At 35.6% G+C, this 12,586-nt stretch carries 12 protein-coding genes and 1 pseudogene; 5 read left to right on the forward strand and 8 right to left on the reverse strand.

What is annotated here, in order from left to right; all coding sequences use genetic code 11:
• The first annotated feature begins 119 nt into the window (after window positions 1-119).
• Window positions 120-512 (forward strand): DoxX family protein, encoded by a 393-nt coding sequence (locus tag C7Y47_RS17875; RefSeq protein ID WP_142509992.1) that lies wholly within the window; start codon window positions 120-122, stop codon window positions 510-512.
• Window positions 513-649: 137 nt separating this feature from the next.
• On the opposite strand, the gene C7Y47_RS17880 is transcribed toward C7Y47_RS17875, so the two are convergent.
• The 3 genes from C7Y47_RS17880 to C7Y47_RS17890 all read right to left on the reverse strand — a co-directional run bounded on the left by C7Y47_RS17880 (window position 650) and on the right by C7Y47_RS17890 (window position 2,301).
• Window positions 650-1,516, reverse strand: a complete 867-nt coding sequence (locus C7Y47_RS17880; protein ID WP_142509993.1) for an NAD(P)-dependent oxidoreductase — start codon at window positions 1,514-1,516, stop codon at window positions 650-652.
• A gap of 327 nt (window positions 1,517-1,843) precedes the next feature.
• Complete coding sequence (locus C7Y47_RS17885; RefSeq protein WP_132357797.1) at window positions 1,844-2,020, reverse strand: aspartyl-phosphate phosphatase Spo0E family protein; 177 nt, start codon at window positions 2,018-2,020, stop codon at window positions 1,844-1,846.
• A 92-nt stretch (window positions 2,021-2,112) separates the two neighbouring features.
• Window positions 2,113-2,301, reverse strand: coding sequence for a hypothetical protein (locus tag C7Y47_RS17890; RefSeq protein ID WP_100544207.1), 189 nt, complete (start codon window positions 2,299-2,301; stop codon window positions 2,113-2,115).
• 124 nt (window positions 2,302-2,425) lie between these two features.
• Here C7Y47_RS17890 and C7Y47_RS17895 point away from each other — a divergent pair, with 124 nt between their 5' ends.
• The 3 genes from C7Y47_RS17895 (at window position 2,426) to C7Y47_RS17905 (ending at window position 4,070) form a co-directional block, all read left to right on the forward strand.
• Window positions 2,426-2,614: a YkvS family protein gene (locus C7Y47_RS17895; protein WP_142509994.1), complete on the forward strand. Its 189-nt coding sequence runs from the start codon at window positions 2,426-2,428 to the stop codon at window positions 2,612-2,614.
• An 81-nt stretch (window positions 2,615-2,695) separates the two neighbouring features.
• Window positions 2,696-3,310 carry a CPBP family intramembrane glutamic endopeptidase gene (locus tag C7Y47_RS17900; RefSeq protein ID WP_142509995.1) on the forward strand — a complete coding sequence of 205 codons (615 nt, stop codon included), beginning with the start codon at window positions 2,696-2,698 and terminating at the stop codon, window positions 3,308-3,310.
• A 64-nt stretch (window positions 3,311-3,374) separates the two neighbouring features.
• Window positions 3,375-4,070, forward strand: coding sequence for a hypothetical protein (locus tag C7Y47_RS17905; RefSeq protein WP_142509996.1), 696 nt, complete (start codon window positions 3,375-3,377; stop codon window positions 4,068-4,070).
• Window positions 4,071-4,204: 134 nt separating this feature from the next.
• On the opposite strand, the pseudogene C7Y47_RS17910 reads toward C7Y47_RS17905, so the two are convergent.
• The 3 genes and pseudogenes from C7Y47_RS17910 to C7Y47_RS17920 all read right to left on the reverse strand — a co-directional run.
• Window positions 4,205-4,509 (reverse strand): annotated as a pseudogene (locus C7Y47_RS17910) (IS1595 family transposase); the annotation flags it as partial.
• A gap of 305 nt (window positions 4,510-4,814) precedes the next feature.
• Window positions 4,815-5,261: a MarR family winged helix-turn-helix transcriptional regulator gene (locus tag C7Y47_RS17915; RefSeq protein ID WP_142509997.1), complete on the reverse strand. Its 447-nt coding sequence runs from the start codon at window positions 5,259-5,261 to the stop codon at window positions 4,815-4,817.
• A gap of 121 nt (window positions 5,262-5,382) precedes the next feature.
• Window positions 5,383-6,744 carry an ATP-binding protein gene (locus tag C7Y47_RS17920; RefSeq protein WP_255505244.1) on the reverse strand — a complete coding sequence of 454 codons (1,362 nt, stop codon included), beginning with the start codon at window positions 6,742-6,744 and terminating at the stop codon, window positions 5,383-5,385.
• 315 nt (window positions 6,745-7,059) lie between these two features.
• Between C7Y47_RS17920 and C7Y47_RS17925 the strand changes: the two genes are divergently transcribed.
• Window positions 7,060-8,799 (forward strand): B12-binding domain-containing radical SAM protein, encoded by a 1,740-nt coding sequence (locus C7Y47_RS17925; RefSeq protein ID WP_142509999.1) that lies wholly within the window; start codon window positions 7,060-7,062, stop codon window positions 8,797-8,799.
• Window positions 8,800-9,255: 456 nt separating this feature from the next.
• Here the strand turns inward: C7Y47_RS17925 and C7Y47_RS17930 are convergent, their stop codons facing one another.
• Window positions 9,256-10,611: a TrkH family potassium uptake protein gene (locus C7Y47_RS17930; protein WP_142510000.1), complete on the reverse strand. Its 1,356-nt coding sequence runs from the start codon at window positions 10,609-10,611 to the stop codon at window positions 9,256-9,258.
• Between the two features lie 104 nt (window positions 10,612-10,715).
• Entirely contained in the window at window positions 10,716-11,480 is a 765-nt protein-coding gene (locus C7Y47_RS17935) for a TerC family protein (RefSeq protein WP_142510001.1), read from the reverse strand.
• Window positions 11,481-12,586 lie beyond the last annotated feature (1,106 nt).

The raw sequence follows: 12,586 nt of genomic DNA on the forward strand, positions 1-12,586 counted from the left end.
ATATCATTTTTATGAAAATCAGTTTCAAAAATAAAATTAAGTTACTTGACAAAACTTGTTTTTAAAAATAAACTAAGTTACGAAATGTAAGTAAAAAAACAAAAGGAGTTTATTATACTATGCAAAATATCGGTTCAACTATTTTACGTGTGGTGCTTGGCTTTATTTTTGCCGCTCACGGATATCAAAAGTTTCAAGGTGGTATCGGCTTTACAGCTGATTATTTTGATGCCATTGGTATTCCAGGCTTTATGGCTTATATTGTTGCCATTATAGAACTAGTCGGTGGTGTTGCAATTATTCTAGGTTTAGGCACAAGACTTTTTGGCGCTTTATTGACAGTGACTATGATTGTTGCCATTTTTACAGCGAAGCTTAGTGTTGGCTTCATCGGTGAAAACGGCTTAGCTGGATATGAATTTGATTTAGCTTTAGCTGCAATTGCTTTATACTTCGCACTTGCAGGAGCATCTAGTTTCTCTTTAGACGCAAAACTTTTTGATAAAGAGTAATGTTTCGTAGTTTACTATTTTCTGTGTGTTAGTGAGCTGCCCCTTTATCAAATACAAAACCCGAAGATCCATCCTTTCATAAGATGATTCTTCGGGTTTTCTAAAATTAGTATTCTTCGCTCTTTATAGTCAGTATTTTATTGATACGCCTTTAAAAGAGCCTGTGTACCGCTTTCGCCATAGCCCGCTTCCACTAGCTTTTCATACATATCATACGCAAGTGCTAGACCTGGTAATGTAATCCCCATTTTTTTAGATTCGTCTAAAGCAATTTTCATATCCTTTACAAAATGCTTAATATAAAAACCTGGTGCGTAATCTTCTTTGATCATACGGGGTGCTAAATTACTTAACGACCAAGAGCCTGCTGCACCAGACGAAATGGATTGCAATACTGTTGGTAAATCAAGCCCAGCCTTTAAACCGTAAGCAAGTGACTCACACACACCAATCATTCCTGAAGCAATAACTATTTGATTACACATTTTAGCATGCTGTCCTGCACCAGCTTCACCTTGATAAACAATATTTTCACCAAAATGTTTCATAACTGATAAAACTTTATTAAATGTAGCTTGGCTACCTCCAACCATAATTGATAATGTCCCATTTTGAGCACCAATATCCCCCCCAGAAACAGGTGCATCTAGCGCTTCCACCCCAAGCTTTTGGGCATGCTCAAAAATTTCCTTTGCCAATGTTGGCTCGGACGTGGTCATATCAATAACGATATTGCCGGGTTCAGCTGTTTGAAATAAACCATTATCTCCAAAATAAACTTCCTCTACATCTGTTGGGTATCCAACCATTGTAAAGGCAATTTCCTTATTTTTAAATGCTTCTGCTGGAGTACTTGCCCATTTTGCCCCTAGCGCTAAAAGCGGCTCCGTTTTCTCCTTTGTGCGTGTGTAAACTGTCACCTCATGACCATCTTTTAATAAATGCTTTACAATACTAGCACCCATAACACCAGTGCCGATAAATGCAATACTCTTTTTTCCCATATGTACATACTCCTTTGTTATCCAGGCTATCGATTCTACGTAACCAATCATTAGCACTTATTTTTATCTTCCAGTGTAGTCTAATAAGTGCGATAATTCAAACTCCTTTTATTATCTTGTACTAAATGCCTTTTGCTGGACACTAGCTGAAAGAAGTTAAATCAATTTCACCTAGAATAAAAATAAAAAAAGAGAGCATGTGATGGGGTATCACTGCTCTAAAGGGGGAAATGAGAATGTTGCTGTGTTCAAAATAAGTATTCTCCAAAAAATACTTTTTAAACATATTATTTAAAAAGTTTATACTCTAAATAAGGGAACATTCTTTCAATCTTCTTGATCTTCTTCTTCTTCAAATGCTGTCTGTCTATAATAAGTATTCATTAACTGATCTAATCTGCGACTCAGTTGAATGGTTTTTGCATTTTGTAATCCGTTCTCTACACCTGAGCGAATCATCATCTCACGAGTTTGCTCCATCTGTTTCAAGAGTAGATTGACCATTCATACAACCCTCCACACACAAATAATCATACCATTATTATACATTTATATTTCATTTCTTACAGCATTAACTTACGACAATGTTCGACAAATTAGCTTCTTGCAACTTCTTGATAAGTATAGATTACGCGTCCATTTTGTTTGGCCTCACCTCTAAAATGTTTAAATAAAGGATGTTTTACAAGCACTTCTCGAAACTCATAAAATTGTTCCTTTTCTATTTCTATACTTTTTAATTCCCCATTTTGTAATTGTTTAAGCATATTTTCGTATTTTTCCATTTTTTCTTTTCCTCTCTTCTCAATATTTTGTGTAATAGATTATGAATTATTCAAAAAAAGCTTTACGTTTTCCATTTTTTCATGCAAACTGTATATTATTAGTCGATGAAGGAGCTGACTGTCTGTGAAAATAGCTGAAGTTGGAAATATTATCGAGTTTAAAGATGGCTTACAAGGTATAGTAGAAAAAGTAAATGAAAATTCGGTGATCGTTGATTTAACATATATGGCGAATTTCGATTCCCTTGAAATTGAAGAAAAAACGGTCGTCAACCATAAACGTTACAAAATTTTATATGCAAACGAGGCTTAATAGTCTGAATAGTCCCTATTTGTCTTTATAGATGATAAGGGGCTTTTTTTTTGATAATATTAAAAGCATGGAGGTCGAATAATGCTTACAAATTCGAAACAAACAATAATATTGCTCCTTTCTTTATTATTCGTTTATGGCATGCTTGCATATACCTTTGCTAACCAAGCTGTATTTTGGTACCTATATGCATTTACTTTACTTGTATGTATTGCCATTGCCATTTTGGCTGGTAAAATTGAAGATCAGTTACCTACTTGGAAATTTTTACTTTTCGGTATTGGGTACGGTACAATAACATACGGTATTATACGCTTTGGCTATTGGCTTGCACCATACATTAATGATTCATTAGTACAGTCAGTACAAAAATTTTTAACAAACTATGGACCACAAAATATTTGGCACTATATTTTACTCGTATTCATTGTTGCAATTGGTGAAGAGATCTTTTGGCGTGGCTATGTTCAACAACAGCTGAAACGTTTTATGCGTCCTATTTTTGCTGTTATTGTAACTGCGATTTTATGCGCAATCTCTATTGCATTAAGCGGCTTTATGCTTGGTATGATCGCTGCACTTGTAACCGGCCTTATTTGGGGCTTTTTATATGAATGGCGTAAAAGTATGCCACTTGTTATTGTAACCCATGTAGTTTTTGTACTACTATTATTTTTAGTGTTACCTTTAACATGATAACATTAAAATTTGGAAACATTTTATCTTTACTAGCGTTTAATTAAGAAAGGGAGGGCTTTTCATGCAAAAAAAATTATTTTCTGTACCTGCATTATTACTAACAGCTGTTTTAGTCGTAGGATGTAATACTTCTGAAACAAAGGATTCTGATGCTCAAAAAAATGAGCCATCAAATACACCGACTGAACAGCAACAACCATCATCTAAGGATACAACTGTAGATGAATCGCAAGAAACGCCTGCATCAAATGAAACAAATAAGGACAATAAAGACAATACAACTAAAAAAGAACAAGAAGTTAAATATGTACAAAAAGGTGTAGACAAGACTGAAAAAGCAACGGAATCAAAAAGTGCTGATCAAGACTATAAAATACACCAACTACCTGGATTTACACTTAGCCAAGAAGAACCAGGTAAAGACATGTTAGTTTCTAATGACAATGCTGACGTATTTATGCGTATCGAATCTATTGATGCATCACAAACAAAATATGAAGATGCAAAAACATCTATGCAAGATTATATGAATGCTGTTGGTGAACCATCAACTTTATCTTCTGAGGATTTAGCTGCATTTAAAGATATTAAAAACATTGAGGGTTATGTTGTACATTTTAAAGAAGATAAAGAAAAAGTAATCGGCGTTGTTTTTGAAAAAGACGGTTTAATTACAAAACTAATAATTCACGATAACGACGAATTAGATTTAGCAGATGCTATGCTTAAAATGGCAGCAACTATTTCTAAAAAATAATTATTCAAATAAGACTGTAGACAAACTTGTTTGCTCTATAGTCTTTTTTATGTTGACTGTGTTATTTTTAATGCTGATTTTGATTTAAACTTTACAAAAATATAGAATATCCAGACTCCTTGCGCAAAAAGTTACATACCTTTGAAACGGTCTAACCACTGCTTCATACGAGAATGGCGAGCATTGACATTTTGTATGTGATATAAACCTATTTTAACGCGCTTTCCATCGGTTTGATTTCATACGATAATGTTCCATCTCTTTTTCTTTTGCATTTGTATTGTACGCTCTCCAACATTAACAAATGACATTAGAGCCAATCATATTATCATGTTTTCACAACACGCCCCATACAAGCTAATCTGGAAACAGTTGCTATTGAGCAGTCTCTGGCAATGAGTACAAAAACTTGTTCTCGACTAATGCCGCTATGTTTAGTTTAGAGATTATAGCAAGAAGCTCAACAGGTTCCAAATAGTAACGTTCTACTTTAACAGAGCCTTTATTTTTAATAGGGTTTATAGCATAATTATGAGGCTGATTTTCGTTTCTGCAGGCATTGTCCGATGAGCGACTAGGAACGATCACGTGGGCTTTAAGCACTCAGGATACTTAGACCTTCGCCTGTGCTCGCTCCTGCCTTATGTATGACGCTAATGATTTAAGAGGGATATGTTGGAGTACAATTTAACTTCTTCCAAAATAACGTAAAAAAGTTGCCTCAACTCATTGAGACAACTTTTTTTAATAAGATAAGTCTTTAATAGACAGGCCTAATTTTTTTAATAAAGTGATAGCTTGGCCTTTTTCTTCAACAGATAATACACTCATCAATTCATGTAAATGCTGTTCATGTTTTGGAAATAGTTCTCCCATAAATGCCTCACCTTTGTCCGTAATTTCTGCATAGGTAACACGGCGATCTGATGGACATGAGACACGCAATAAATACCCTCTTTTTTCAAGTTTGTCAATGACATACGTAATAGACCCACTAGCTAGCAAAATTTTATTGCCAATTTGCTGTAATGGCTGTCTTCCTTTATGATAAAGAAGCTCTAATACAGCAAATTCAGTAGGATTTAATCCATTCTCTTGAAATAATTGATGGGTCATCTCATTAATCGCTTTATGTGCACGTGATAATACTATATATAATTTTAAAGATTGCTTTATATCTTCTGACGTCATATCCTTTTCCTCTCAATTCGCGTTTTATACATGCCATTATAGCGATATTAGAAAAGCATTGTCAAAAGCAATATTTGATTTTAAGTTTTCACAGTGGTTTAATTTACCACTCAGACGCATTTTATGTTACTAAATAAGCAGAATCTTTCGTGGAAACATCCATTGTATCCATCTGATTAAATGTGTAAATCGGGAATTGTAAGTGGAAGCATGTACCCTTCTGTAATTCACTATTCACACCTATTACACCTTCATGCTCTTCAATCACCTTTTTCACGAAAGCAAGACCTAGTCCTGTCCCTGTTGATTTTGTCGTGTAAAAAGGTTGGAATAAGTTTTGAAGGGTAGCACTGTCCATACCGACACCTTCGTCTTTAATCAGTAATTCTACAATCGCACAGTCAATAACATTCATTTCTACTGTGATCGTTCCACTATTATTCATGGATTCCATCGCATTTTTAATAAGATTCATGAATACTTGCTTTAAACGATTCTCATTGCCACCAATGTATACTTGTGTAGAAGGAGAAATGTATTGAATCATAATATTTTTCATAAGCGCATCTGGAAGCATAAACTCAATCACTTGCTTTACAATGTGATCTAGCTCTAATAATTCCACTTTCATACATGTTGGCTTGGACAATACTAAAAGCTCGGATAAAATTTGTTCCATCCGTTGAAGCTCACTATCGATGACAGATAAATACATGCGTGACTCTTCATCTGCATTCAGTTTTAACAATTCGGTAAAGCCCTTTAAAGAAGTTAATGGATTACGAATTTCATGGGCGATACTTGCAGCCATTTGACCGACAACATTTAAAGCCTGTTGATGTTCAACTTTATGTTGAAGTTGTTTCTTTTCTGTTTCATCATTAATGACTGTGACAATAATATTATTATATTCATCAAAGATACTCGAAATTTCATAATAGCAAGGGCTAGTAACTATAGTTTCATCAACTACATGAATACTTGCATGCTTTTCACCCATCAGTTTAGAAAGGTATGTTGTAATTTGACCCTTCTTCAATGTAAATGCATCGAATATGTGCTGATGTGCCTTATGAAGTAGCAGCGATTTTTCGGTTCTTAAAAACATTTCAGCATACTTATTTAGCCCAAGAATTATCCCGCTAGCGTCACTTATAATAACAGCATACGGTAAGTGATCATAAGCATTGAGAGATTGTGATCTCTCCTGCTCTTGACTAACATATAATTCATGAGCTATGTCATTATTTAACGTTGAAATTTGCGCAACAATTTCTTCTGCGTTTGGATCATAAAAACATTTGAAGGACATCATTTCATACTCATTACCATTTGTTTGAATATTGAAGATTTCTTCTGATCTTAAATCATTTTCTAATTGTTTAACGAATTTCGCCCAATTTAAATTAGATGGCTCGTCCATAGTTAAATAGCCAATATACGTTGAATTGAGATTAAAAAGTTTAATAGCCGCCTCATTCACGTTCAAAATTTTCCCTGCTTTATTAAGAATAAGTGTTGGTGACGAAGTACTTGTCATAAGATTTCCAAAACATTGATTAATATCATTTTGCTTCAACTTTCTCACCGAACCTTTCAAAAGAGTAAAAAACCTCTTAATCGAATTTTGAGCCTTTACTATACTTTATGACTGCACGAATCTATTATTACAAAATTTAGTAAATTTAAGTATAAAAATTATTTCACGAACTGTTCACAAAATAAATAGGTAAAAAGGATTATATTGTATGACAGCTACTTGACTGTTACAATTAGAAATTGAAAGGAAGATTATTGCATGAATACTATTTTAACTACTTTAAACGCAAAGTATATTCACACAAATTTAGCATTGCGTTATTTAAAAGGTGCAGCTTTACCAGAATTTAATCCAATTATTGCAGAATATACAATTAAAGATCCTGCTTTTAATATTGTATCAGATTTATTCCAAAAAAAACCTGATATTGTAGGATTTAGTTGCTATATTTGGAATATTGAAGAAACTATTCACGTCATCAAGATGTTAAAAACTGTCTGTCCAAATGTTAAAATTTTGCTCGGTGGACCTGAAGTTTCTTATGATGCCCACCATTGGTTACGTAAAATTGAAGAGGTTGATTTCATTGTTATGGGTGAAGGAGAAACTTCCTTTAAACAGTTACTACGCTATTTGCATGGAGAAATTGCATTAGACGATGTTCCAGGGATTTGCTACTTAGAGGATGGTAAAGTACGAATTCACGCACAAGCACCCAAAATAGATTTACGTGAGTTACCAAGTCCATTTCGTTTTGAAGAGGACCTCCCTCATCTAAGCAAACGAATTCAATATATTGAAACAAGTCGAGGCTGTCCATTTAGCTGTCAATTTTGTTTATCTTCTATTGAAGTAGGTGTTCGTTATTTCAACAGAGAAAAAATAAAAGAAGATATTCGATTCTTGATGGACAATGGTGCACGTACGATTAAATTTGTCGACCGTACATTTAATATAAGCCGCAGCTATGCCATGGAAATGTTCCAATTTTTAATCGATGAACATAAGCCAGGGGTTGTATTCCAATTTGAAATTACGGCAGATATTATGCGTCCTGAAGTTATCCAGTTTTTAAATGATAACGCACCTAAAGGACTTTTCCGTTTTGAAATTGGTGTTCAATCAACGAATGATTTAACAAATACTCTTGTGAAGCGCCGTCAAAACTTTGAAAAGCTAACACGTACAGTGACGATGGTCAAAGAAGGTGGAAAGATTGATCAGCATTTAGATTTAATCGCTGGTTTACCGGAGGAGGATTATGCAAGCTTCCGTCAAACCTTTAATGATGTTTTCGCAATGCGACCAGAAGAGTTACAGCTTGGATTCCTTAAACTTCTGCGCGGTACTGGCCTTCGTCTAGAGGCTGAAAAATTCGGCTATACGTATGTGGACCAATCTCCTTACGAGATTTTCTCAAACAATGTCTTAACGTTTGATGATATAGTACGCATTAAACATGCAGAGGATGTACTTGAGAAATATTGGAACGATCATCGTATGGATCATACAATTGAATACTTAGTAACTGAAGTGTTTGAAACACCATTTGATTTCTTCCAAAACTTCGGTACTTATTGGGAAACAAAGGGTTGGTCTCGTATCGGTCATCAGCTTGAGGATTTATTCCGTCGTTTATTAATGTTTTTAGAAACTGTAGAGGGTGCTAATTTAACTATCATTCAAAGCCTAATGCAACTAGATTATTTAATGGCACAGCAGTTCCAACCACGTAAATTATGGTGGAAGGAGCGCCCTACAGAAGAACAACAGAAAGCACTTTATACGGCCTTACGTGAAAACCCTGCAATTGCAGGTGAGGAATTCGCCAGCTTCAATCTATCTGAAAAAGAGTTGTTTAAACATACGCTCATTATTCCGAATCATGTAGATTACCAAAATTTCTCAAATGGCAAAATTGTACAAAAAAATGGCTATTTATTAACTTACTTCCGTCACGGTCAAGCACCATACTTTGCAACAATCCATTCTATATAATAAGAAACGCTAGCCCTTTAATAAAGTTTAGGACTAGCGTTTTTTTCATCCATTTAAGCAAAAATTTTCAAATTTTCCAGTAACCTAAATGACCAATTTATTTGTGTCATTGTCAGTAATAACCATAACCTTAATACAATCAACAGATATTCTATGCGCATTACAATTATCCTAAAAAAGTTTAGTACGAAATTCTCAACCCGCCAACACCCCGATATTGTAAATATTACCTATTAAATAATCGTAATAACCAGGAAAAAACAATTTAAAATTTTTCGACAATTTTGTGGCAACGTCCGTTTTTTCGTCAATTAAACAATCTTAGACACTTTTTATGCATAGATTTTCTACTGATGTAATCTCTAAATGTCTCAGTTTTCATATCCGCATTTCAATAGGGTTAATCGGAAATAATAAAAAAGAGCGGAATTAGCTCTTTTTTATTCTCCTAGTAATTTACCCAATAATTACTCGTTCTTTAGGATAGTGGTAATTAGATTTTTTTCCTCTACCTCCGCCACCTAAAGTGTAAAGGAAGGAAATTAAACCAACACGACCAACAAACATTAAAATCATAATGATAATTTTGCCAACTACCGATAGGTCGGAAGTGATTCCTAAAGACATCCCACACGTTCCAAACGCTGATGTAATTTCAAAGATTATTTGAATCAGTGATGCGTGTGGCTCAGTAATGAGTAAAATAATTGTCGCAACTAATACCATAAAGAATGCCAATAAAATAACAACAAACGAGCGGAACACATCAATTAAATGTATTTCACGTCCGAATACTTGAATATCTTCTCTTCCTCGCGAAAAGGTAATTAGGAATAAAATGGCCATGGCAAAAGTTGTTGTACGTATTCCTCCACCAACTGAACTAGGCGAAGAACCAATAAACATTAAAAAGCTCATAAAAATATCTGTCGCTTCACTAAAGGTTGTTACATCATACGTCGTAAGTCCAGCTGATCGTGTTGAAACAGAATGAAACATTGCAGAAAACAGAGCCTCATGCCAAGACATTCCCTTAAAGGAATGGAATGATTCAAGCAATAAAATAACGACAGCCCCTACCACAAATAAAATTGCGTATGTGGAGGTAGTTATTTTTGTAAATAAACTAAAGCGGAAATTTGCATGGCGATTTAATAAAAAAGTTTTCACTTCAACCAAAACTGGGAAGCCTATCGCACCAAGCACAATTAACACCATTGTTATCAATTGAACAAAGTAATCGTTATGAAACGGAAGTAAGCTCATACCCGTAATATCAAAGCCACCATTTGTAGTAGCTGAAACGGAGGCAAAGACACCATGAATCAAGGCTTCTTCAAAAGTGTCGAAATAGTTAGTAAAGTGCAAAGTTAAAATGAACGCACCCATCACTTCAATACCGATTAAGATTTTCAATATTTCCCGAATTAATTGAACAACCCCTGACAAATTGTATTGATTATGATCGATCATAATCAATTGACGCTCACGCATACCGATTTTTTTCCCAACAAGTAACCACACAAAGGTACCAAGTGACATAATGCCAATTGCACCAAGCTGTAAAATAACAAGTACCATCACTAGCCCGAATGTGGTATAGCTTTCAGATATATTGAATGTTGTTAAACCTGTTACACTAACTGCACTTACTGCAGTAAACAAGCTATCTAATAATGAAACTTTAACACCTTCTTGATGAACGCCTGGTAGCAGTAGTAACAGGAAGGAAATAGCTATAGCTATAAAATAATAAGAGACAAGTACCTGAAAAGGTGTGACAAGCCTATTCTTTGATCTTTTCCAGGGCACTTTGACAACCCCTTCCTTATATGATGCCAAACTCGATAGATATTAGTATAGAAAAAATACATCAAAAAAGAAAGAGGAATAGATACGACTATTCCTCTTAAAGATCATTGAACTTGTTTTTTATGACGAACTCCTACTAAATAACCTACTAATGCGATGGCCACTAATACAATCCAGAAAGTTAACTCCCACACAGTAGAATGCGGAAACTCTGTAGGTAATATGCCCACCTTCTCATGTGACAAAGTCAACACAACAAGCTTCACGCCTACCCAACCTACAATTAAAAACGCAGCGGTCTCAAGTGAGGGGTAGTCATTTAATATTTTCACAAACCATTGTGCCGCAAATCGCATCATTATAACTCCGATAAACCCTCCAAGTAACATGACAATAAATTGTCCACCATTGATGCCACCTATATCAAAGTTCCCTACCTGCGGTAAAGTTACAGCAATGGCAACTGCAGCAAGCATAGAATCAATAGCAAATGCAATATCCGCTGCCTCTACCTTAAGCACTGTCATCCAAAAACCAGCGCCCTTTTTCCCCACTTCATCGTTAGATTCTTCGTTTGAATCCCCTTTATGACGCAAATCATATATATTTTTGGCAGACATGAATAGTAAATAAGCTGCTCCCAACGCTTGAATTTGCCAATAATTCACTAATACTGTAATGACAAAAAGTGCTGAGAATCGAAAAATTAATGCCCCAAATAATCCATAAAATAATGCCTTTTTTTGTTGTTCCCGTGGTAAGTGCTTCACCATCACAGCCATTACAACTGCATTATCTGCTGCTAATAACCCTTCTAATACTACAAGTACAATAAGTACCCAGCCGTATTGTAATAAAATTGATTCCATTCATGTGCCTCCTCTAAAACTCTGTATACCCAAAATAATCATTACTATACGAGTACAAAAGAAAAGACCTCTGCCCCTATAAAAAGGCAAAGGTCTCGCTAAGCAAATAAATACTAGTCGTTGAATACTGCTAGTATAGAATTATTCGCTTATCACACCCGATGGTAAAAAACCACGTCATGACGAATGTGAATCCAGATACTTCGCTCGTATCTGTTAGCTACTCCCCTTTGACAAAACGTCGAAGGTATTTTTCTTCTGAAAATTTATTATAGCACTATCATATATGAGTGGCAAAATTATCTACTCCATCTTTAATCTACAATAACTCTATGTCTACCGCAAGATCAATTATACCTCGTATAATTGCATCCGAAAACGGCTTTGTGCTTAGGCCTGCAGATGTTTTTTGCGCGAAAGCGTAGCGTCAGCAACAGATGTTTTTTGCGCGAAAGCGTAGCGTCAGCAACAGATGTCTTTTGTGCGAAAGCGTAGCGTCAGCGGCAGATGTTTTTTGTGTGAAAGCGTAGCGTCAGCAACAGATGTTTTTTGTGCGAAAGCGTAGCGTCAGCAACAGATGTTTTTTGTGCGAAAGCGTAGCGTCAGCAACAGATGTCTTTTGTGCGAAAGCGTAGCGTCAGCAACAGATGTCTTTTGTGCGAAAGCGTAGCGTCAGCAACAGATGTCTTTTGTGCGAAAGCGTAGCGTCAGCAACAGATGTCTTTTGTGCGAAAGCGTAGCGTCAGCAACAGATGTCTTTTGTGCGAAAGCGTAGCGTCAGCAACAGATGTCTTTTGTGCGAAAGCGTAGCGTCAGCAACAGATGTCTTTTGTGCGAAAGCGTAGCGTCAGCGGCAGATGTTTTTTGTGTGAAAGCGTAGCGTCAGCAACAGATGTCTTTTGTGCGAAAGCGTAGCGTCAGCGGCAGATGTTTTTTGTGTGAAAGCGTAGCGTCAGCAACAGATGTCTTTTGTGCGAAAGCGTAGCGTCAGCGGCAGATGTTTTTTGTGTGAAAGCGTAGCGTCAGCAACAGATGTCTTTTGTGCGAAAGCGTAGCGTCAGCGGCAGATGTTTTTTGTGTGAAAGCGTAGCGTCAGCAACAGATGT

Source organism: Lysinibacillus sphaericus (assembly GCF_006864135.1).
In the GTDB taxonomy this organism is placed as follows: Bacteria; Bacillota; Bacilli; order Bacillales_A; family Planococcaceae; genus Lysinibacillus.

What these genes read in the sequence shown, in the direction of transcription:
- C7Y47_RS17875 (WP_142509992.1), top strand. Translation starts at nt 120, where the DNA reads ATGCAAAATATCGGTTCAACTATTTTACGTGTGGTGCTTGGCTTTATT.
- C7Y47_RS17880 (WP_142509993.1), bottom strand. Translation starts at nt 1,516, where the DNA reads ATGGGAAAAAAGAGTATTGCATTTATCGGCACTGGTGTTATGGGTGCT.
- C7Y47_RS17885 (WP_132357797.1), bottom strand. Translation starts at nt 2,020, where the DNA reads ATGGTCAATCTACTCTTGAAACAGATGGAGCAAACTCGTGAGATGATG.
- C7Y47_RS17890 (WP_100544207.1), bottom strand. Translation starts at nt 2,301, where the DNA reads ATGGAAAAATACGAAAATATGCTTAAACAATTACAAAATGGGGAATTA.
- C7Y47_RS17900 (WP_142509995.1), top strand. Translation starts at nt 2,696, where the DNA reads ATGCTTACAAATTCGAAACAAACAATAATATTGCTCCTTTCTTTATTA.
- C7Y47_RS17905 (WP_142509996.1), top strand. Translation starts at nt 3,375, where the DNA reads ATGCAAAAAAAATTATTTTCTGTACCTGCATTATTACTAACAGCTGTT.
- C7Y47_RS17915 (WP_142509997.1), bottom strand. Translation starts at nt 5,261, where the DNA reads ATGACGTCAGAAGATATAAAGCAATCTTTAAAATTATATATAGTATTA.
- C7Y47_RS17925 (WP_142509999.1), top strand. Translation starts at nt 7,060, where the DNA reads ATGAATACTATTTTAACTACTTTAAACGCAAAGTATATTCACACAAAT.
- C7Y47_RS17935 (WP_142510001.1), bottom strand. Translation starts at nt 11,480, where the DNA reads ATGGAATCAATTTTATTACAATACGGCTGGGTACTTATTGTACTTGTA.